The following is a 22,001-nucleotide window of genomic DNA, read 5'->3' as shown; positions in this document are numbered from 1 at the left end:
AATTTTTATTTAAGCTCCATAAAGTTAAAAGTATAACAATTTTTTAAAAAAAAACAAAAATTCTTGTCTCGTTAAAAATGAATAATATAATAAAAGGCTATGATTTATATTAATAATGAATCCTCAGATAGCATAAGCCATAGTAATGGGAAATGTTTTCTTATCAATTAACTGAAGAAAATTTGAGAAGCATAAATTTCAACAGCATCATGAAGTTCCGGAATTTAGAATAAATTTTTTGTCATATTTAAGATATGAGTGAGTTGAACTTGGATTTAAAAAATCCTAGTTTTAAGAATAGCAAAAGTTTACGTTAAAAATTTATTCTACTGTTTACTTCCAATTATAAAAGTGCAAAAAGCCAGTAATCGTTGAAGTTAAAGTTTAATTGAAGAATTTGAAGACGAGGATGACAATTTTCTTTGCTAAAAATGAAGCATTATTTATTGACAAGAGGCGTTTTAAAAACGGGGAAGAGTTAAACAGGCATCTTGCAGTCCAAGGGGGCGGCTAAAGTATTGCTTACAGCCCCTGCAAAGGGCATTCCTAATATTGTTCATGGGGTAAACCATAAAGAATATCTCCCTGATGACCTATCGATATTTTCCGCAGCTTCCTGTACTACAAATGCCATTACACCAGTTCTCAAAGCTATAGAAGAATCCCTTGGTGTGGAACATGGACACCTGGAAACTATACATGCCTATACTAATGATCAAAATCTCGTAGATAACATGCATAGTAAATACCGCAGAGGAAGGGCTGCCGCATTAAATATGGTAATTACCGAAACCGGGGCAGGGAAAGCTGTTGCAAAAGCACTCCCGTCACTGGAAGGGAAATTAACTTCAAATGCCATCCGGGTGCCTGTACCTAACGGTTCCCTGGCCATTCTTAACCTGGAAGTAAAAGCAAAAACTACAGTGGAAGAAGTAGAGGCTATCTTAAAAAAGTATGCCCTTGAGGGGGATTTGGTAGAGCAAATTAAATTTTCTCTGGACAATGAACTCGTATCATCCGATATAGTGGGATCCACAGCCCCGGCAATTTATGACAGTAAGGCAACCATTGTTTCTGCTGAGGGAAAAAATATTATCCTGTACATATGGTACGACAATGAGTATGGATACAGCCACCAGGTAATAAGATTGGCAAAGCATATTGCCAAGGTTAGAAGATATACTTATTATTAGATCTTAATATACCATTATCGTGGAAGTAATTAGATTAATTACTACTTATACTAAAATTGGAAATATTATAATATTAAAAAATAGACATGGATTAAAACGACACTTTTTGTCGCATTCTTGGTTTTTATTTGTCCTGAACTTTTAAATTTACAGGATGAACATTTTATACCTGCACGGACTTAAAAGCAAATTAAGTTCTGCCAAAAGAAAAGTACTCGAACAATACGGAAACGTTTACGCGCCGGATATTGACTATTCCAGAGATCATATTCAATATGGAGAAGTTCTTCAGCAGTTTCCGAAAACAGAATTTAATGTGATCATCGGCAGCAGTATGGGAGCCTTAAATGCATATATCATCTCTAACTGGATTGGCCGCCCTGCGCTCCTGTTCAATCCTCCATTATCAAAACATCCATGGAGTACAATGTTTCCGAAGGAAAAATTTAGCCGGGGAGACGCTTCAAAGCAACTTTTATTAGGAGCAAGAGATGAAGTGGTAAATCCGCAGGAGACTCTCAGTTATATCGGGAATCATTTATATAATCATGAACTGGTAATCAAAATCGATCCTCAACTTGGCCACCGAATTCCTGTTGATGTATTTAAAGCTGAAGTAAAAGATTTCTTCGATAAAATCTGCCAATAAAATTATAAACATGTCTGTACGCCAAACCATTAAACGCCATTACAAGATCATTTCGCTGCTTAAAAAGCGGCCGATGAGCTTTGAAGAGATCTCCAATGAAATGCTGGCCGATCCAGATTCGGTAGAAGAAAACCTGTTGAAATCTCAAAGAACCCTGCAGCGCGACATCCGTGATATTGCTTCTATCTACGGAATTGAGATCGCTTCAGACCGCGCACATAATAAATACTATATCATAGATGATCTCGAGATGAACCACTCCCAAAGGCTGAGGGAAAATTTCGAAATTTTGAATGCCATCAGGCTTTCACGCAGCCTGGGAAACAGCCTGATCTTTGAAGAAAGGAAACCACTGGGTACCGAACATATGGCAGGCCTGCTTCATGCCATTCAGAATCTTAATCTTGTGAAGTTCCAGTATCATAAATTCCTTGAAGATTCCCAAAGCAGTAGGAAGGTTAAACCCATTTCGCTGAAGGAAGCCCGCAACCGCTGGTACCTTATAGGCATGGATACCAAAGATGAGCAGATCAAAAATTTTTCGCTGGACAGAATCAGGGAACTTAGCATCACTTCAGAAAAATTCAAAAGGATCGAGTATAATATCCACGAAGAATTTAAAGACAGCTTCGGCATTATTAACGGCACCAATGAGGAGCCGGTAAAAATTGTGCTGGCTTTTACCGCCAGGGAAGGAAAATATGTAGCTTCCCTCCCACTGCACCACAGCCAGCAGTTAATTTCTGAAGATAAATCTGAAGATGAAATGCGCTTCAGCTATTTTATAAGGCCTACCTACGACTTCAGGATGGAAATTTTGTCTTATGGTGACCAGGTAAAGGTTATCGAGCCAAAAAAACTGCAGGACCATATCGCCATTCAGCTGAAAAATGTTCTAAAAAGTTATAATTTCAAAGGTTAAATAGTTGACAGAGCAGCACAAATTTATTTTCCACCTAAATTCTGATTACTTTAGCAGTTGTATATTGCTTTTACAACTTAAGAACTGACTCCGAGGCAATGTTCAGCTATTAATAAAGAAAATACGTAATGGAGCAAATCCGCTGGAAACAAAGATTTTCAAACCTGCAAAAGGCATTCATAAAACTGGAACGCGGACTGGAGCTGTTCGATCTGGAGGAATATAAGGAAAAACAGGAGCAGATTAGTCGTAGTGCAGATCCTGGGCACGATGTGGTTTTGATGGCTGAAATGGAAAAACTGGAATTAAGCAGGGAAGGAATAATCCAGCGTTTTGAATATACATTTGAATTATTCATCCTGACATTGCAGGATATTTTGAAGTTTTCCGGCGAAAATGCAGAGGAATTGTTCGGAAAGCGTGCTGTATTAAAAAGTGCTTTGAAAAACAATCTTATCCAGGACCATGACGGCTGGAGGAAAATGTTGAATTCCAGAAATCTAACCTCACATACCTATGACGAAAAAACTGCCGATGAGATCACTGTTAATATCATAAACACGTTTTTCCCATTAATGCAGCAATTATATGCAAGGCTTGAAGAAAAATACCAGCAATAAATTTGGGCTTTCAGAAGAGACCATTCACCTTTTGGAGTCTGCTTTAAGCAAATTCCCCCAAATACAGGAAGTGAAAATTTTTGGCTCCAGGGCCATGGGTACTTATCGCCCCGGTTCTGATATTGACCTCGCCATTTTTTCTGACGATCTTAGCCACCTTGATTGGCTGGATCTTTTAGACGGGATTGAAGATCTCAATTTACTCTACGAAATAGATTGCCTCTACTACAATAAAATAGACACTCCTGCCCTTAAAGAGCATATTGATCAGGTTGGGAAAGTTTTCTATAAGGCTAATAAAGCCTAATTCCCCGGTGGCTTTTACCGGATCGCTGCTTTAACTTTTCCGCAATCCCACATCTTCATTTTCCAGGTTAGCCGACATAGTTTGTCAGGCTTCCCCTGTAGTTTTGTTGATATATCCGCTGAGCTATTTTAGGCCTGGTTTTCAATTTGGGGTAATGAAACTCTCCCGGAATACTCAGCGGTTATTTTTAATGATATGAAGAAAAATTACCTGGTCACCCACGGCGGGATCAGCTTAGATCTTGCCAAAGTCAAAGCATTTCACATCGATACCTGGATCCCCCGCGGAAGGAGCCATATTCTGCGGATAGAATTCCATTCGCGGTACGAGTACATTTTTAATCCCGGAAAACAGGAATATGAAAAGGTACTGATAAATGATTTTACAGAGCATCATTATGCCGACTATGAAACCACGGAAGCCTACCGCAATGAATGGCAGGAAATCTGGAAGACTTATCTGGGAGAAGACATATAAATAGACTAAAATTAAGTATGACCAAATATCATTTCCCTAATCTTTATAGGCTTTTAGAAGTAGAGTTTATTCAGCAGGCACTTTTCGATCTGATTGAAGAAAAGAGTAATTATTCGCCCCTGCTGGTAATAAATCATCAGGATTATTTTCTTTCCCTTTCCAATGAATACTACTACGTTTTTCTGCTTCCTGTAGTTACCCCTCAAATTGCAGCCAGAGTCTCTAATTCCTGCAAATTTATATTTAACCGGAAAACAATCCTGGTGCAACTGGAAAATTTCGGAAATATTCCCATGTTAGAACATCAGTTCTGTGTAAAGCTGCAGGATATTATTCAGCAGGCAGAGCAAAACGGAATTAAGAAAAACAGTTTATTTCTGCGGTTATTAAGTGAGATATAATTAAAGTGCTTCTTAAAATTAAAATTTAAGCAACTGTTTCTCTTCGTGTTATAATTAAAATAAAGACAATTATGGAAAAACATTTCCAAACCTTTAAGAAAATATTTAGATTTACAACGCTGGCACCTGATTTCCGCCACCCTACTCTCTGGAAATTGAATGATAATTTACAGCACCCAAACCTGTATACCTTACTTACTGAATGACTCAATCAAAACAACAACTGGAAAATCAGCTCTGGAACATTGCCAACACTCTTCGGGGAAAAATGGGAGCCGATGAATTCCGGGATTATATTTTAGGATTTATCTTTTACAAGTACCTGAGCCGAAAAATGGAGCTGCACGCCGATAAGATCCTGAAGCCGGATAATCTTATCTTCAGGCAACTGGAAGGGCATCCTCAGGAAGATTTATATCTTGAAGCTGTAAAAGAGGATGCTTTGATGCATCTTGGCTATTTCCTTAAACCTTCTGAACTCTTCAGTGAACTCGCCCGCCGTGGGAATGGCAACGGGAAAAGCAAATTCATCCTGGCCGACCTGGATAAGGTGCTGCGGAATATCGAGCAGAGCACCATGGGCAGCGAAAGCGAGGAAGATTTCGGAAATCTTTTTGAAGACCTGGACCTTACCAGCAGCAAATTGGGTAAAACCGAAGAAGCAAAAAACGAACTCATTGTAAAGGTGCTTACGCATCTAGACCAGGTGGATTTTGACCTGGAGAATACCGAAAATGATGTTTTAGGTGATGCCTATGAATACCTGATCGGAAAATTCGCTTCGGGTGCCGGGAAGAAAGCCGGGGAATTTTACACCCCCCAACAGGTAAGTAAAGTGCTGGCGAAGCTGGTGACCCTAGGAAAAGACCAGGTGAAAAATGTCTATGATCCTACCTGCGGTTCCGGGTCTTTGTTGCTGCGGGTCTCAAAGGAAGCCGAAGTAGGTGCTTTTTACGGGCAGGAGAGCAATCCCACCACCTACAACCTTTGCAGGATGAACATGATCATGCACGATGTGCATTACAAGCGCTTCGATATTTATAATGAAGATACACTGGAGAATCCGTCTCTCGAGCATTTTGACGAGCGTTTCGAAGCCATCGTGGCCAATCCGCCGTTCTCTGCGAAATGGAGTGCGAGTCCATTATTTATGAGTGACGATCGTTTTGCGGCCTACGGAAAACTGGCTCCAAAAACTAAAGCCGACTTTGCTTTTGTACAACATATGGTGCATCAACTTTCTGATACCGGAACCATGGCGTGTGTCTTGCCGCACGGCGTACTTTTTAGAGGTGCTGCGGAAGGCCACATTCGTAAATACCTGATCAAAGACAAGAATTACCTGGACGCGGTGATTGGTTTACCTGCCAATATTTTCTATGGAACGGGAATCCCCACCAGTATTTTGGTCCTAAAGAAAAACAGGGAGCACAGCAAAGACATTCTGTTTATTGACAGCAGTGAACACTATGAGAAGATTAAAACCCAGAATTACCTGCGGGAAGAGGATGTAGAGAAGATCATTGACACTTATAGGGAACGAATTACTATTGATAAATACAGCTATGTAGCGCCACTTTCTGAAGTTAAGGAAAACGATTACAACCTCAACATCCCTCGCTATGTGGATACTTTTGAAGAAGAAGAGCAGGTAGATATCAATGCTGTTGCTGCGGAATTAAAAGGTCTTGAAAATGACATAAAAGCAACTGATTCTGAAATAGCCGACTTCTGTAACCAGTTAGGAATTGAACAACCTTTTTAGATGGAGACGGAAATTTTGCAAGAAAAGAGGCAACAACTGATTCCGAAGCTGAGGTTTAAAGAGTTTGAGGGAGAATGGAAAATAAATAAATTAGGATCTATTACCACCTATGTAGATTACAGGGGAAAAGGACCAGAGAAATCTACTGAAGGAGTATTTCTTGTTACAGCAAAAAATATAAAACAAGGGTTTATTAATTATGAAATTTCGAAGGAATATATACCATTAAAGAATTACTCTTCAGTTATGAGTAAAGGAGAGCCAGAAGTGGGAGATATTTTATTTACCACTGAAGCACCTTTGGGAAATATTGCAATGGTAGATAGTCCTAACATTGCTTTAGCTCAAAGAGTAATTAAATTGAGGGTCAAGGAACAATTATGGAATTCATACCTTCTTTTTTACATGTTAAGTCCTAATTATCAAAAATTAATAATTAAAAAAGCAATTGGAACCACTGTTTTAGGAATTTCAGGACGGGAACTTCATAGAACGGCAATAAAACTTCCTTCATTACCAGAACAACAAAAAATCGCCTCCTTCCTATCGGCAGTCGATAAAAAGATCCAACAGCTCACCCGCAAAAAAGCTCTTTTAGAGACCTATAAAAAAGGGGTGATGCAAAAGCTGTTTTCGCAGGAAATTAGGTTTAAAGATCAGAATGGAAAGGAATTTCCGGAGTGGAAGAAGAAGAAATTGGGAGATTTAGCTGATAGAATTACTCAGAAAAATACAAATGACAAGATAAATTTTGTACTTACAAATTCTGCTACTCAAGGAATCATTAGCCAAAATGATTATTTCGATAGAGATATTGCAAATCAAAATAATTTACAAGGCTATTATGTAGTCTCTAAGGATGATTTTGTTTACAACCCCAGAATTTCTGTCCATGCTCCTGTTGGGCCTATTAAAAGAAATAAGTTAAGAGAAGGCGTTATGTCACCACTGTATTCAGTTTTTCGTTTTAAGGATGATAAAAATTTGGTCTTTTTTGAATATTTTTTTGAGACGGTATTGTGGCACAAATATTTAAATAGCGTGGCCAATTTTGGGGCACGGCATGATCGAATGAATATTTCCTTAAATGATTTTTATCTTATGCCGATTCCATTCCCTGCCGTAGAAGAACAACGAAAAATAGCAGATTTTTTATCTGCCATTGACTATAAAATAGAAGCAGTTACCCAGCAAATCGAAAAAAATCAGACCTTCAAAAAAGGGCTTTTACAGCAGATGTTTGTTTAACTATGAAAGACGAATTTTTAAATAACGAGATTTGGGTCCTCACCTTTGGGGGTGGTTTTCAGCGGGCCAATGTTTATAAAAACTTAGAGGTTTCTAAAGATGTCCGAAAAGAGTTTCGAAATGGCCTTAGAATGCACATTGAAAAACTGGTTGAGGAGCAATATCATCAAACTGTTTCAGAGAAGACCCACATAGCGAATATTCGATCAATTGAGGATTATTCAAAGACCACACAATTTGGAGACGTATATATTCCCATAAATTTTGGTGTAGCTCAAAAACTTCTTAACCTTTATTTAAAATACTCCTGGTGTAGCGGGAGAATAAATGCAGTGCCTGTGCATTTTCCGGTAGACCGTCTAATTCAAATCAAATTAAATAAAGAAGCACATAAGAACGGATTAAAATTGTTCAAACTAAAACCCTGGACACAGTTTGAAGACAAGGAAGACTACAATGATGTTATAGAATTCGCTAAAGAAGTGCGAGATAAAAAATTTTCCGGTAAAACTTTAGCAGAGATGGAACTGGAAATTTTCACAAGAAGATAAATATATGGAAGAAACTAAAAGCCATTGTAAACTGATTCAGGAGGCCTCTCGTATTCTCGAACACCAAAAGGAAATTTCTACTTTAAAAGGAGAGAATTTTAACATCTTTTCTATCCTGAAGATGGAAACCAAAGAAAACGCCACCCATTCTGCTTTTTTAGGAGAATTACTAAATCCTGAAGGTTCTCATGATCTTGGAAGTACATTTTTAAAACTTTTTCTTGACACTCTTCAAGTAAAAAGTATGGACATAGATTCCGCGAGAGTAAAATTAGAATATTATGTAGGGGAAAGGAATGACGGTGAAAAAACCGGTGGCAGAGTGGATATATTCATTTATGATAAAGATCTGAATTCAATTTGTGTAGAAAATAAAATTTACGCTCCGGACCAAAACGTGCAAATCCAGCGCTATTGCAACTATAATAGAAATAATAATTTAGTGTTCTATCTTACTCTTGAGGGAGAAGAACCAGGTAAAGGAAGTAAAGGAAAATTAAAATCAGGAGAGCATTTCCACCTTTTAAGCTATTCCACAGATATTGTGAATTGGCTTAGAGCCTGTGCTAAAGAAGCTGTTCATTTTCCCATCATCAGGGAGACTATTCAGCAGTACATCATATTAATCAAGAAACTCACTAATCAACTTACTGACCATAAAATGCAGAACGAGATCCAAAAACTTATTGCTGAAAATTATAATACTACCAGAACCCTCGTCTCAAATTTAAAAGTAGTGGAATTAAAATACACAAATCTTCTTTTAAATGAAATAAAGGGTCAGCTCGAAAAAGAACTCAAAGAAGGATGGACAGTGGAGGCCTATAATGATTTGGAAGAAGCCTGGACAGGATTATATATTAATCACGAGGAATGGCCTAAAAAAGTTTATGTCAAACTTGAAGGACAATCCAAAGTTCCGTGGAGTGATAGTATCTATGGGATAATTGGGAACAAAAACAATTGTGACCGTGATAAATTAAATAAAGAACTGGCTGGTGTAGAATTGCTTCAAGAAGGTTTTAGATCAAATAACGTTTGGCCTTTCTATAAAACTATTCTTCACTTTAGTAATGACGAATCCCGCGCCATTTTATTCGATGAGCAAAAAAGAAAAGAACTTGCTTTAGACCTTTCTGAAAAATTTCTTGAATTGGCAAAAGCTTGTGAGGAACCTTTGAAGAAGGTACAGAATACAGATCAAGTAAAAGAAACACCTGCTTCTTTAAATTAAAAGGAATTGAGCTACCAATCTGAAGCCGAATTAGAAAACAACCTGGTCAAGCAACTGCAAAGCCAGGACTATGACAGGGTTATTGTAAATTCTGAGGCTTCTGTATTGGCCAATCTTAAGAATCAGCTGGAGGCTTTTAATGACACCAGCTTTTCAGAAAAGGAATTCGGCAGCATCATTAACCACCTGGCGAAAGGCAATGTCTTTGAAAAAGCAAAGAGCCTGCGCGGGAGATATCAGCTCACCAGGGACAACGAAGAGTCTTTTTGGGTACGCTTCTATAATTCGGAAGACTGGACAAAGAACCTGTTCCAGGTTACCAATCAGATCACCCAGGAAGGAACGTACAAAAACCGCTACGATGTTACGCTGCTGGTGAATGGTTTGCCACTGGTGCAAATCGAATTAAAAAGGCGCGGACTTGAACTTAAAGAGGCTTTTAAGCAAATCAACCGTTATAAACGCCACTCCTACTGGAACAACTACGGGCTATTCAATTTCGTGCAGCTGTTTGTGATTAGTAATGGTGTGGACACAAAGTATTTTTCCAATAATCCGCTACAAACCCTCACCTTCAAACAAACCTTTTTCTGGGCCGATAAGCAGAACAGAAATATCAAGGAATTAACGGCTTTTACAAAAGCCTTTTTAGACACTGCACACCTGGGGAAAATGCTTTCAAGGTATATCGTTCATAACGAAACCCACAAGATCCTGATGGTGCTTCGCCCCTATCAGTTCTATGCTTCCGAAGCCATTATTGAGCAGGTGAAAACAAGCAAAGACAATGGCTACATTTGGCACACAACGGGATCAGGCAAAACGTTGACATCTTTTAAAGCCAGTCAGATCCTCATGGACCTGCCGCAGGTGCATAAAGTGGTCTTTGTGGTAGACAGGAAAGACCTGGATTACCAGACCATGAAGGAGTTCAACAGCTTCAAAAAAGACTCTGTTGATGTTACGGGTAACACGAATTCATTGGTCACCCAGTTTACCGATAATACGAAACTCATCCTCACCACCATTCAGAAACTGAACAATGCTATTTCTCCGGGCCGTTATCAATCCCGCATGGAACACCTGCAGGACAAGCGGATGGTATTCATTTTTGACGAATGCCACCGCAGCCAGTTCGGGGAAACTCACAAGCGAATTACAGTCTTCTTTAAGAACAGTCAGCTCTTCGGCTTTACCGGCACCCCGATCTTTGCAGATAATGCATCTAAAAACGATTTGGGAAAGAGGACCACAAAAGACCTTTTCGGAGAGTGTCTGCACAAGTACGTGATCACAGATGCCATTCGGGATCAGAATGTACTCAAGTTCAGCATAGAATATATTGGCCGCTATAAGCGTAAGAGCAACACCTTTGTAGATATTGAGGTAGAAGATATCGACACCAAAGAGGTGCTGGAAAGCGAACAGCGAATGGAAAAGATCGTGGACTACATCATCAAATACCACGACACCAAAACCAAAAATCGAGACTACTCCTCCATCTTTGCCGTTAGCAGCATTCCGAATCTGATCAGGTATTACGAGATCTTCAAAAAGAAAAAAGAAGCCGGGGAACACGACCTAAGAATTGCTACCATCTTCACTTACGGTGCCAATGAAGAAGATGAAGAAGCACAGGGATTGTTGCCGGACACTAAAGTAATGGCCGCGGAACCTAAGGTCTTATATAAAACCAGTCATACCCGGGAGAAGCTGGATGAATTTATAGAAGATTATAATGCAATGTACAATACCGCCTTCTCTACCCGGGACAGCAAAGATTTCGAGAACTACTTTAAGGACATCAGTAAGCGTTACAAGAACCGGGAAAAGGTCGGGTTTAAGGATGAAGACCGGTTGGATATCATCCTGGTGGTGAACATGTTCCTTACCGGTTTTGACGCCAAAAAGCTGAACACCCTGTACGTGGATAAGAACCTGCGGCACCACGGACTCATCCAGGCCTTTTCCAGAACCAACAGGATCCTGGACGAAAAGAAATCCCAGGGAGAGATCCTCGCCTTCCGCAATCTTAAAAAAGCTACCGACGAAGCCATTGCGCTTTTCTCCAATAAAGAAGCAAAAGAAGAGATCCTCCTCCCCGATTACGAGCAGGTCACAGAGAAATTCTCTGAAGCTTTTATTGAGCTCCTTAAAATTGCCCCGACAGTAAAGAGCGTGGACAATTTACCTTCTGAAGAAGAGGAGCTGCAATTTGTGCAGGCTTTCCGGGCGTTAATTCGTGCGAAAAATGTGCTTACCTCTTTTGCCGATTTTAGCTGGGAGGACGTGCCGATGGACGAGCAGACCTTTGAAGATTACAAGAGCAAGTATCTCGATCTATATGAAAAAGCAAAAGGCGATCATCAGAAACAAAAAGCTTCCATCCTGGATGATGTAGATTTTGAACTGGAATTGATCCACAGGGATGAAATCAATGTGGCTTACATCCTGAAATTACTCGCCGGACTAAAACAAGCCAAAGGTCAGTCTGCCGCTCAGCAGAAAAAGCAAATTTTAGATCTGCTTGCCGGAGACGTCGAGCTCCGCAGCAAGCGTGAATTGATTGAAAAATTCATAGAAGAAAATCTTCCAAAAATAAAAGATATAGATTCTATTCCCAATGAATTTGATAAGTACTGGAGCGATCAGCGGGTATTAGCCTTAGGCAATCTCTGTGAAGAAGAACACCTGGACAAGGAACAGTTTAAATCATTAATAGACGCCTACATCTACAACGAACACGAGCCCCTGCGGGATGAAGTTTTTAAGTGCCTGGATAATCGCCCCAGTATTTTAAAAGCACGGGAAATTGGGGATAGGATCATCAATAAGATGAAGGAGTTTGTGGAGGTGTTTGTGAGAGGGGTTGGGGCATAATAGAAGAATCTGATTCATCATCCTTTGCTAAAGATTAATTCCATAAAACCAATACATAAAAATTTTAAAGATGAAGATTAATTCCAAGATTCAAGAAGCTATAAGAAACAATAGATTGGTCATCTTTACTGGTTCAGGATTATCAACAAAATTTGGTTTACCGACGTGGGATACTTTGGTAAAACAGGTAGTTCAAGATGTAGATAATTCTATATACACTCCTTTTATAAGTCTAATGGAAAATGGCTTGATGGAACCGTCTGAAGTTCTTGAAAAATTAAAACCAGAACATAATCAAATAAAAAAATACATTTTAAAAAATTTTAAAGTATCAACAACAGATGATTTAGAGCTTCATCAAAAGTTACTGGAGCTAACTGGTCAAATAATTACTACAAATTATGATAATGCCTTTGAATTAGCCTCAAATAACAAAATTAACCCTACCGTTCACACTTCAACTTTTAACGTTAGCGAAATAAATAAAAATGAACAAGAATATATTTTCAAAATTCATGGAAGTTATAATGAACCTGACAGTTGTATAGTTTTTCAGGATCAATATAAATCTCTCTATTCTAAAAGCGCCGCTAAAGAAAAACTAAAGTCGGTTTTTGCCGAAAAAGTTATCTTATTTTTAGGCTTTAGCTTTAAAGATCCTGATATTTCTTTCCTTTTCAACACTCTCGATAATATATATGAAAATAATATTCAACATTTCATAATAACCCCCAATCCGAAGGAATTCGACAACTTTAATTTTTTGAAAACTATAGAAATAGAAGATTACCGTGAAATAGAAGTATTTGTCAACTCATGTTTAGAATTTAAGAAAAGTGGTTTAAAAGAAATAGAAGAGCCTTCTAAAGAAATTCTAACTAAACAAAAAAGAGTAGCCCTAATTTCACCTAATCCTATAGATCTTGAATTGAGGGAAGATATTCTCAACGTTATCAGCAACTTTGATTCTCTAAGTCTAACTTTTCTTTTAGGCACACTTAATATTAATACCTTACTATGTCTAGACGATTACGATCTTATTATAATTGTTAGTACGACTTTTAAGGGTAAGGTTTATGTTGAAGAACAAAATCTACAGAGTAATCTAATGGAACCCATTGAGATTTTTCGAAATATTCCAAATGAAAAACGCCTGTAGTTCTAATTACAAATGAAGAAATACCACTAGTAGAAGATCGACCGGCAATCTATATTTCAACTTTTAAAAATTCCATAGTAAAAAAGTTCATCCATAAGACTCTGCGAAATGCAGAACTTAATTTTTTCGAGAAAGAAATACAAGTAAATTTCCTGATGACTTTTCCTTTTATTAATGAAAAAGGAATTTCCAACTTTGAATCAATTTATGGCAATAACAGAGATCTGGAGATCGGGAAAAAATCCTTGACTAACGTCATTGGCCGTATAGAAGAACAGTCCACTATTGCATCTAAATTGTTTAATATTAAAAAGTCGAATAAACTCTTAACAATAAAAGCTTCAGGAGGCACAGGAAAAACAACCTTAATAAAAAAAGTAGCATATGAGCTCTACAATAGAGGATATTACCATGAAGGTGTTTCATTTAAATCCTGTGAAAACGTTAAAACTTTTGAAGGCTTTGAAGAACTTTTAATTGAAGGATTTAATCTTACCAATATTATTAATTTCAAGGAATATTTAATTGAGAATTTCAGCCATAAAAAATTAGACCTTTTGGTAATCTTGGATAATTTTGAAACTGTTGCTAATGAATTAGACGAGGTCTCCCTAATTAAAGCTAAAGAGTTGCTGATGTTTGCAACAGATTATGCAAGTATAGTTATAACTTCGAGAGAAAGATTGAGTTCTGTAGCCGATTTTGAAGATGTTTATTCCCTCACTCCGCTTATTACTGATGATGCACTAGTTCTATTCGAAGAAAATTATGGTAAGGTAAGAGCCATAGATGAAATAAAAATTTTACGGAATGAAATTCTAGAAGACCTATTGAATAATAATCCTCTGGCAATTAAGCTGGTTACTAACTCTCGCACAAGATTTCGACATATCTCCGAATTAAAAAAACAACTGAAGGAGAATTTCTTCGAATCTACAAATGAAGATTTCACCAAGGTTTTTACTGAAAACGCAGATCTCAATATTGAAAGGACCAAGTCAATTTATCAATCAATAAATTATTCGTACTCCACCTTAAGCTCGAGACAGAAAATTGCTTTCGAATTACTTAATCTTTTTCCTGATGGAATAAGTCTTTCCAATTTCAAGAAGTGTTTCAAAAACAGCGCATCTACAAATAATATAAGTGATAAAGAGTTAAGGGTTTTAAAAGACAAATCTCTAGTTGAAGATTATAATGGCACTCTACAGCTTCAGCCAATAATTAGAAGATTTGCAGAGTTTCAGTTTAAACGACAACCACTCATAGAAATTAAGAAATATTGCTTAGATGCCTATTCATTTAATAGTTTCATTTTAGATATTATTCAATTTATAGAAAAAAAAGAATCCCTTTCCAGAGCATTAGAATTATTTAATCATTTCAAAAATAATCTTTTGAATGTTTTGACCTATATCCCTGAAATAGAAATCAAGGAAAACGGTTCTGTTCCAGAAAAAAAGTATCTACTTAATTTTATTTATGATGTAGAAGATTTTGTTTTAAGTAAAAAGCAGGTAAACGAATTCCTGAGCAAGTTACACGAGCTAGAGGAATATTTCGCTGACTTACCAAATGCAACTACCTTCTTAAAGGTATTAAGATATAACAAGGAGTATTTTCATAGAGAGTTTGACCATTCATATCAGAAATTATCTTCTTTTCTTTCTACCCAAGAGATGAAACAACGCAACTTTAAAGAAGAAGATTATCTCGAAAAAAGATTTAAAAATATTGTTTCCAATGTACATAGTATGGAGGGATATACTTTCCAATACTTGATGCCCTTTATTGAAAATAATGAGACAAAATATTACCTCGATTCTCATTTCTTCTATCTGGGAATTGCGGACAATATCTCTAGGAAAGAACCAGGATTCTATTATTTCGAGTATGATTTAATGTTCAAAAGGTTAGAAATCCGTCAGCTAGAAGACCATATAAATTCTCTGTACATGGAGGAACATCTTGAAATTATGCAATGTACATACACCTTATCTAAAGTAAAACCTCTGAAGCATAGCACAATTCAAAAATTAGTGGTGACCAATCCCTACACAAGAGGACTAAAGGAACTAATGTTTGCTTTTAATTGTGAAGATGATGAAAAAAAACAAAAGCATTTTGAGAAAGCTCTTCGAAATTTATCGCATATTAAGTATTATTATTTAGAAGCACTTTATTACTATGCTAAATTTTTACAATCTTCAGGTTCTGACCAATTTGTAGAAGTCTTAAAAGAAGGTCTTGTTTCAAGTGAACAATTTAAATATCAGTATATCTATCATCTGTTCACAAATTTTGAACAAAACAAGAGTTATGAATTTAAATATTCATTTTATCCGATAGAGACATTGGAAAACTACGTGAAAAACCACAATAATTTTTGGGAAGAAAAATTCAAGACAAGTGAAGATAAGTATAGCAGGAAGAGAGTGCGAAAAAGCAACTTTACTCAAAGAAGTTGAAAATAATACAACGTACACTTGTCCCTAACATACTAAATAACAAGAAAAAAGGAAAGTCCATTTTCCGTCGCTAGCGCGGAGAAGTTTTTCAGACTTAAACCTAATTCAGACAACCTCCAAGAATGTGATTTTTGACTATCATTCCATGACAACAAATGATAAAGTAAAAAAGCCCTGGCCAACCAAAGCTGCCATGGCGCAGATCTATGAAAAGAACCTGTGGGGTGGTGAAACATCTGAATTTTACTCCGGTTTAGGTTCCCATCATCCTGAGACCGTAGATCCATACATCGCTGTAGTGTCCGCTTTTTTTAAAGATCTTAAAGCTCCGCCGATAGTCTGCGACCTGGGCTGCGGGGATTTTAATGTTGGAAAAGAACTGGTAAAGCACTGTAAAAACTACATTGCTATAGACATAGTTCCGGAGCTTATAGCGCATAATAGAAATGATTTTAAAGCAGATAATCTGGAATTTTCGTGTGTGGATATTGCAAAGGATAAATTGCCTCCGGGAAATTGCGCGATCCTAAGGCAGGTGTTGCAACATTTATCGAATGCAGAAATAAAAAGTGTAGTAGATAAACTGTACCATTTTAAATATGTTATCTTAACCGAACACCTACCGGAAGTAGATTTTGAACCCAATAAAGATATTATCTCCGGTCAGGGTATCAGGCTGAAAAAACATAGTGGCGTAAGCCTTACCGCATCACCGTTTAATTTTAAGGCCAAAGATGAAAAACAGTTGTTGTCTGTTCCATCTCCAGGGTTTAAAGGAGTCTTGGTCACCACGTTGTATAAAGTGCACTAGAGGAGCTGTACTGCAAGATTTCAAAAGCTTGTTTTAATTTAAAGCAAAATTTTATTAACGCTATTCCTTTATAAATTTGATATAATTCCCTAACAAACCTCTAATCTGTTCTGCCGCCACAGGATTTGCAGAATGTACTTTAAATTTCAAGTTTCGGAGATCCAAACCCGATTCGTACACCAACCATTTGGCCGCAGCATAACCATCGGGTGCTACATCTCCTTTTTCATCCAGGCCTAAATCATTGTCAAAACTGAGAAAATCCGGCAGGCCATTTTCTTCAATATACTCTACAAATTGCCTGAAGCTGCGCACCACTACAAAAGCTTCTGCTTCAGAAGGAGTATAGACCATTTCAGGATCCCTTATATCATCTAAAAAAATATTTTTCATCCATATTTTATCTAAATCCCACAGCCTTAGGGCCTGGTTCTTTATGATTATGCTCTTCGGTTATATTGAAAATTTCGGCCAAGGTCATTGCTTCCGTGGCATTAAATTCCAGTCCTTCTTCCCTTACTAAAATATTAGCTTTCTCTTTAGGTAAAGGCTTAAATTCATAGGCAAGTTTAAGCCTGCCTTTACGCTTAAGCGCCGGATCTATATTTTTTAACATCTGTTTTAAAAGTTGCGATAATCTGGATGCCCAGGGATTCTCCTAATATGCCATCGGTAATATTCAAAATCATGGAAAGATTAGAGTTTCGCTGCGCTTTTCGGGACATGATAAGTTCTTCGGCATCTTCAATTACTAATACCGAATTAGGATTTCCCATTAGATATTTAATCATTGCAACATTATCTAAATTCTGAGCCATTTGCCCCGGCAGAAAAATAACTTCCTTCTCTACCAGGTCCATAAATGGCGTATATAAGTGCTTTTCCCTGTGCCAGGCTTGCCATATAGCAGGTGTAATCTGCTTTTATTTTCCTCTGAAAGGATTTGTGTAATTTGCTTATGAAATGATTCAAAATCTTCATTATACATTTTAGCCAGATCAATCCTGGGCTTCAAAAATTTAATTTTTCTATTATCCAATTCAGATTAAAACCGGGTAGAAATTCAGGCTCCTTATTATTTTTATATTTCATAATAATTTGATTTCCAAATTTTAGTTAGAATAAAATTCCGCTTCGACTTTTAGTTCTCCTAAGCCCTACCCATAGGAAAATTCCCAGACTGAAGCGGATTTATTCTTTACAAGGTGAAGAAATTATCATCCCAATGTATTTTTCAAAAATGAAGGGAAGCAACGCCAAAATATGACGTAGAAAAAATAAATATTAGAAAATTTACTATTGTGTGGTAGGAAGCTATCCACTGTTTGGATAAATGAGGTTCTTTAAGAAAAAAAACAGTACCCAGGAAATGATACTTTATTATCAGCTTCCTTTAAACTCGGTAAGGATGCCGGCTAATTAGTCTTTAATCAGAATTTGCGCTTGCATGGGTTGTGGTTGAAGTTCTGCCCCAAAGAACTGGAGTATCTGATTGATTTTATCGTCATTAAATTTGGCTTCCCTTGTTAGTTTTATACCCAACAGGTATATTTAATTATTACCTTCCTATTATACGCTTTTAGGCATACTGACAATATAAACGATTATAAATTTCAAATACGAAAGTTAAAAATTGTTAAAGCGAGACCAATCCGGTGACCAGTTTTTTTAAGCCTCTGAAAGGACTTGGAAACACTGGAAACTTAAACAAACGGTCGTTCCCTCCGACTCCACTTTTTGGCTACCAGCTAATAACAAAAACCCCGTAATCTCACTGATTACGGGGTTTTTCATTTTTAATGAAGTCATTTGATGGCAAATAATTGCACATTCTCAGTGTGCAATTCGGCGACCAATTTTTTCTTCAAAAATTGCACACTGGAAACACCTAAAACATCTACATACCAAGTCTTTACAAAATATTAAAGTTCTAAATCGCATGTCCTTTTTTAGTACTTTAAATGCAAATTTTAAGACCAAAAAAATGAGCACTTCTTATCAACTTAGTTTTTACCTTCGAAAAAGCAGGAGTAATAAATCTTCTGAGAGTGATATTGTTTTACCATTGCCATTCCTCTAAATCTTCATCTGAAAATACATCTGGAATTAATTTTGTGGGCTGGCCATTATCTTCAATTTCTTCTTTTATTATTTCCTCCCATCCTTCACGAACCTTCTTTTCAGCCGGACTTATAATGATCTTATTGTCCTTCACATCAATAGACACCTTTTCCTTCAGGCCTATCAATTTCATTAGCTTTGCAGGCAAGATAACTCCTTTAGAATTTCCTACCCGAAATATATTAGCTTCCATACCTCTAATTATAGTTACAACAAAGTTATAACACTGATTCAGGTTAAACATGAAATCCACGCTTTTTAAAAGAGATCACGGCGAAATTTATTTCTCCAGTGAAAAAAGCTGATCAAAAAATTCTGTTTTTTTAAGAATCGAAGGCTCTAAAATACCTGTTTTCTCCACGTTCACAAAACCCATAAATCTGAAATACCGGTCAAAGGTACGCAGCGCGTAACAACTAAATGACGACTCCCTTTGTTCCAAAAGCTGCGGAAAGGCTCTAAAATATTTTTTCGCATAAAAGTGAGAATCCCTTTCCTTATCTCCATATTTTTTTAGCAGTAACAAACTAAAGGCTGGATTTACACGACCTATAGCTTCAGACTCATACCTGTCGTAATAGGCCCAGTTGAATTTATACCATAGTACATTCAGGATTTCCTGCAGGATGAAATTAGCATCATCTGCATATTTTTCACCCGTTTTGGTAAGGCTAAGCTTCCCGTTCCTTTTTTTAGCCAAAACAGAAATTTCCAGTATAATGCGGGTAATACTTACTTCTTCAGCGTCACTTTCTCTGTATAACTTACTAATCCCCTTTTCTACCCACTCATTTTTCAGGCATCCCAGTGCATAGATCTCCTTCACCAGTTTAACGGGCAAAGCTCCGGTTTTGGTGAGCTTTATTTCCTTACCACCTTTCATTTTATCTATTAGCAGCCGCACCTGTACGAGCAAAGGGCAATTTTCAAGATGAGTTTCCGAAAGTTTGTTCATCAATAAAGGGCCTTCCTCTGTGGGAAAATTTTGAAGTGCCCTCATCTGCCCTGGGGCCAGATTTTCAAAATCTTCTATAGAAGACTTATTATGTGCATTAACCCTTTTTTGTAATTCCCTGTTAAGATCTTCCAGGTTATCAAAACCTTCCAGTCCATCAAGATTAATCATATATAGCTGCCTTTTTGTTTTTAAGAATGATCATTTTCCTGATCATCTACCTCTAATTTATCTAAAAATTCATCTAAGGAAATGGTATTGTTCCTTTTTTCCTCTTCGCTCATCATTTCATAGTCCTCTCCTGTATTTTTGAGACTTTCCAGTTGCTCCTGTACCACTTCCTCTTCAAAACCCGCAAAGGTCATTTCATAAAGGCAATGGGCCAGGATTTCAACTTCAGAAAATTTCTCTAAACCTTCTGAACCTATTTCCATGCCCAGCCACTTGTTCCAGGGAGTAAATTCGATGGCCTGTAAGAATGCTTCTTCTTCATTTTGAGGATGTTTGCATTTCCCGGAAACATCTACATACTCCTCTGCATCAAAATCATCGGCAACGGACTTTATCACAATTGCCATTCCGGATTCTTCAGGATTCATTATGAGCAATTTATTGAAAACCCTTTTGTAATTTTCTATATTTTCCTCCTCCTCAGGAAACAGCTCTATCAATCCGGGAGCTACACTGAGCCAGTAATTGTTTTGTATTAGCGTTTTTAAAGTCATTGCTTTTAAAATATAGTTTTGTAAAATAAAAAATTTCACATCGGATTTGTCAAAATTCCTGGTATCAAAATGAACAAAGAACTGGAAGTTTAAAATAAAGCTTTTCCAAGTTCTGAATTGAAATCATTCATAAACGACATTTTTTGTCGCCGTCTCTGTGTTTATTTGCCTGGAACTTCTAATTTTACAGAATGAACATTTTATATCTACATGGATTAAAAAGCAAACTCAGCGAAAGATCGGCATATTCAGCCGAAGATCATCCTGAATGAATTTCCGCAGGTGGAATTCAACGTGATCATCGGTAGTAGTATGGGCGCGCTTAACGGCTATATTATTTCAGAAAATATCGGCAGGCCTGCATTATTGTTCAATCCGCCACTTATCAAGTACCGGGAGGTGAATTTCAGTTCCCGGTTTGCAAAAGGACTGGCTTCAAAAAAGATCATCCTGGGAGGAAGTGACAAGGTGGTAGATCCTTCAAAAACCTTGCAATTTCTCAGCAGGCATTTAGAGGAATCTGAATTAGAGATTTACATAGATCCGCGGCTGGGGCATCGCATTCCGATAGAAATATTTCAGGAACAGGTAAAAACATTTTTTTCCAAACTTTGTTATTAAATCAACCAATATGTCTGTACGCCAAACCATAAAACGCCATTACAAGATCATTTCACTGCTTAAAAAGCGGCCGATGAGTTTTGAAGAGATCAGCGACGAGATGCTGGCAGATCCCGATTCGCTGGAAGAAAACCTGCTGAAATCCCAAAGAACCCTGCAGCGCGACATCCGGGATATTGCCTCCATCTACGGAATCGAAATTACATCAGACCGTAGCAATAACAAATATTATATCGTAGACGATCTGGAGATGAACCATTCCCAAAGGTTGAGGGAAAATTTTGAAATGCTGAATGCCATCAGGCTTTCCCGCAGCCTGGGCAGCAGCCTGATTTTTGAAAAAAGGAAATCCCTGGGCACCGAGCATATGGCCGGGCTGCTTCATGCCATTCAGAACCTCAATATCGTAGAGTTTCAGTATTATAAATTTCGCGAGGATTCGCATAGCATCAGAAAGGTTAAACCCATTTCACTCAAGGAAGCCCGCAATCGCTGGTACCTTATTGGTATGGACACCAAAGATGGGCAGATCAAAAATTTCTCCCTGGACAGGATTAGTGAGCTCGGCATCACTTCAGAAAAATTCAAAAGGATCGATTATAATATCCACGAAGAATTTAAGGATAGCTTTGGCATTATTAACGGCACAGATGAAGAGCCGGTAAAAGTTGTGCTGGCCTTTACTGCACGGGAAGGCAAATATGTAGCTTCCCTCCCACTGCACCACAGCCAGCAGTTGATTTCTAAAGATGAATCTGAAGATAAATCTGAAAATGAAAATGAAATGCGCTTCAGCTATTTTATAAGGCCTACCTACGTGTATATATTAATATAGAACTACCCCACATTTCAATTTAAAAGTATACCACTTATTACCAACTTGAACGTCCAACC

General features: G+C 37.5%; 22 protein-coding genes and 1 pseudogene. 17 read left to right on the top strand and 6 right to left on the bottom strand.

Annotated features, from left to right (window positions below; translation table 11 throughout):
* Positions 1–430: 430 nt before the first annotated feature.
* From AB8M93_RS15650 to AB8M93_RS15580, 15 genes and pseudogenes are all read left to right on the top strand, one after another.
* Positions 431–1,193: pseudogene (locus AB8M93_RS15650) on the top strand (glyceraldehyde-3-phosphate dehydrogenase); the annotation flags it as partial.
* Between the two features lie 154 nt (positions 1,194–1,347).
* Complete coding sequence (locus tag AB8M93_RS15645; protein WP_373059388.1) at positions 1,348–1,842, top strand: YqiA/YcfP family alpha/beta fold hydrolase; 495 nt, start codon at positions 1,348–1,350, stop codon at positions 1,840–1,842.
* A gap of 10 nt (positions 1,843–1,852) precedes the next feature.
* Entirely contained in the window at positions 1,853–2,764 is a 912-nt protein-coding gene (locus AB8M93_RS15640) for a helix-turn-helix transcriptional regulator (RefSeq protein WP_373059386.1), read from the top strand.
* A gap of 128 nt (positions 2,765–2,892) precedes the next feature.
* The gene (locus AB8M93_RS15635) at positions 2,893–3,384 is read left to right on the top strand and encodes an HI0074 family nucleotidyltransferase substrate-binding subunit (RefSeq protein WP_373059384.1); all 492 of its coding nucleotides are present in this window, start codon (positions 2,893–2,895) and stop codon (positions 3,382–3,384) included.
* A complete protein-coding gene (locus AB8M93_RS15630; RefSeq protein WP_373059382.1) occupies positions 3,362–3,691 on the top strand; it encodes a nucleotidyltransferase domain-containing protein in 330 nt (109 codons plus the stop codon). The genes AB8M93_RS15635 and AB8M93_RS15630 overlap by 23 nt, the downstream gene beginning before the upstream one ends.
* 195 nt (positions 3,692–3,886) lie before the next feature.
* Complete coding sequence (locus AB8M93_RS15625) at positions 3,887–4,168, top strand: hypothetical protein (protein WP_373059380.1); 282 nt, start codon at positions 3,887–3,889, stop codon at positions 4,166–4,168.
* Positions 4,169–4,185: 17 nt separating this feature from the next.
* Positions 4,186–4,569, top strand: coding sequence for a hypothetical protein (locus tag AB8M93_RS15620; protein WP_373059378.1), 384 nt, complete (start codon positions 4,186–4,188; stop codon positions 4,567–4,569).
* A 202-nt stretch (positions 4,570–4,771) separates the two neighbouring features.
* Entirely contained in the window at positions 4,772–6,334 is a 1,563-nt protein-coding gene (locus AB8M93_RS15615; protein WP_373059376.1) for a type I restriction-modification system subunit M, read from the top strand.
* Entirely contained in the window at positions 6,335–7,582 is a 1,248-nt protein-coding gene (locus tag AB8M93_RS15610) for a restriction endonuclease subunit S (protein ID WP_373059374.1), read from the top strand.
* A gap of 2 nt (positions 7,583–7,584) precedes the next feature.
* The gene (locus tag AB8M93_RS15605; RefSeq protein ID WP_373059372.1) at positions 7,585–8,133 is read left to right on the top strand and encodes a hypothetical protein; all 549 of its coding nucleotides are present in this window, start codon (positions 7,585–7,587) and stop codon (positions 8,131–8,133) included.
* Between the two features lie 4 nt (positions 8,134–8,137).
* Positions 8,138–9,367 carry a PDDEXK-like family protein gene (locus AB8M93_RS15600; protein WP_373059370.1) on the top strand — a complete coding sequence of 410 codons (1,230 nt, stop codon included), beginning with the start codon at positions 8,138–8,140 and terminating at the stop codon, positions 9,365–9,367.
* 6 nt (positions 9,368–9,373) lie between these two features.
* The gene (locus tag AB8M93_RS15595) at positions 9,374–12,247 is read left to right on the top strand and encodes a type I restriction endonuclease subunit R (RefSeq protein WP_373059368.1); all 2,874 of its coding nucleotides are present in this window, start codon (positions 9,374–9,376) and stop codon (positions 12,245–12,247) included.
* Positions 12,248–12,317: 70 nt separating this feature from the next.
* Positions 12,318–13,406 (top strand): SIR2 family protein, encoded by a 1,089-nt coding sequence (locus AB8M93_RS15590; protein ID WP_373059366.1) that lies wholly within the window; start codon positions 12,318–12,320, stop codon positions 13,404–13,406.
* 155 nt (positions 13,407–13,561) lie between these two features.
* Positions 13,562–15,874, top strand: a complete 2,313-nt coding sequence (locus tag AB8M93_RS15585; RefSeq protein ID WP_373059364.1) for a hypothetical protein — start codon at positions 13,562–13,564, stop codon at positions 15,872–15,874.
* Positions 15,875–16,019: 145 nt separating this feature from the next.
* Positions 16,020–16,685 carry a class I SAM-dependent methyltransferase gene (locus AB8M93_RS15580; RefSeq protein WP_373059362.1) on the top strand — a complete coding sequence of 222 codons (666 nt, stop codon included), beginning with the start codon at positions 16,020–16,022 and terminating at the stop codon, positions 16,683–16,685.
* A gap of 60 nt (positions 16,686–16,745) precedes the next feature.
* Here AB8M93_RS15580 and AB8M93_RS15575 read toward each other — a convergent pair whose 3' ends face one another.
* The 6 genes from AB8M93_RS15575 to AB8M93_RS15550 form a co-directional block, all read right to left on the bottom strand.
* Positions 16,746–17,078 (bottom strand): cyclic-phosphate processing receiver domain-containing protein, encoded by a 333-nt coding sequence (locus tag AB8M93_RS15575; protein WP_373059360.1) that lies wholly within the window; start codon positions 17,076–17,078, stop codon positions 16,746–16,748.
* A gap of 7 nt (positions 17,079–17,085) precedes the next feature.
* Complete coding sequence (locus tag AB8M93_RS15570) at positions 17,086–17,301, bottom strand: hypothetical protein (protein WP_373059358.1); 216 nt, start codon at positions 17,299–17,301, stop codon at positions 17,086–17,088.
* Positions 17,273–17,545, bottom strand: coding sequence for a hypothetical protein (locus AB8M93_RS15565; RefSeq protein ID WP_373059356.1), 273 nt, complete (start codon positions 17,543–17,545; stop codon positions 17,273–17,275). Before AB8M93_RS15565 ends, AB8M93_RS15570 begins: the two co-directional genes overlap by 29 nt.
* 1,199 nt (positions 17,546–18,744) lie before the next feature.
* Positions 18,745–18,999 (bottom strand): AbrB/MazE/SpoVT family DNA-binding domain-containing protein, encoded by a 255-nt coding sequence (locus tag AB8M93_RS15560; RefSeq protein ID WP_373059354.1) that lies wholly within the window; start codon positions 18,997–18,999, stop codon positions 18,745–18,747.
* Between the two features lie 87 nt (positions 19,000–19,086).
* Positions 19,087–19,932 carry a hypothetical protein gene (locus tag AB8M93_RS15555; protein ID WP_373059352.1) on the bottom strand — a complete coding sequence of 282 codons (846 nt, stop codon included), beginning with the start codon at positions 19,930–19,932 and terminating at the stop codon, positions 19,087–19,089.
* Between the two features lie 20 nt (positions 19,933–19,952).
* Complete coding sequence (locus AB8M93_RS15550) at positions 19,953–20,486, bottom strand: DUF6557 family protein (protein ID WP_373059350.1); 534 nt, start codon at positions 20,484–20,486, stop codon at positions 19,953–19,955.
* A gap of 282 nt (positions 20,487–20,768) precedes the next feature.
* Between AB8M93_RS15550 and AB8M93_RS15545 the strand changes: the two genes are divergently transcribed.
* Positions 20,769–21,107, top strand: coding sequence for an alpha/beta fold hydrolase (locus AB8M93_RS15545; RefSeq protein WP_373059348.1), 339 nt, complete (start codon positions 20,769–20,771; stop codon positions 21,105–21,107).
* Between the two features lie 10 nt (positions 21,108–21,117).
* On the top strand, positions 21,118–21,942 hold the full coding sequence (locus AB8M93_RS15540; RefSeq protein ID WP_373059346.1) for a helix-turn-helix transcriptional regulator: 825 nt from the start codon (positions 21,118–21,120) through the stop codon (positions 21,940–21,942).
* Positions 21,943–22,001: the final 59 nt, after the last annotated feature.

It is taken from the genome of Autumnicola aciditolerans, assembly GCF_041679265.1.
Taxonomy (GTDB): domain Bacteria; phylum Bacteroidota; class Bacteroidia; order Flavobacteriales; family Flavobacteriaceae; genus Autumnicola.
This window is presented reverse-complemented; position numbering and strand designations above follow the sequence as displayed.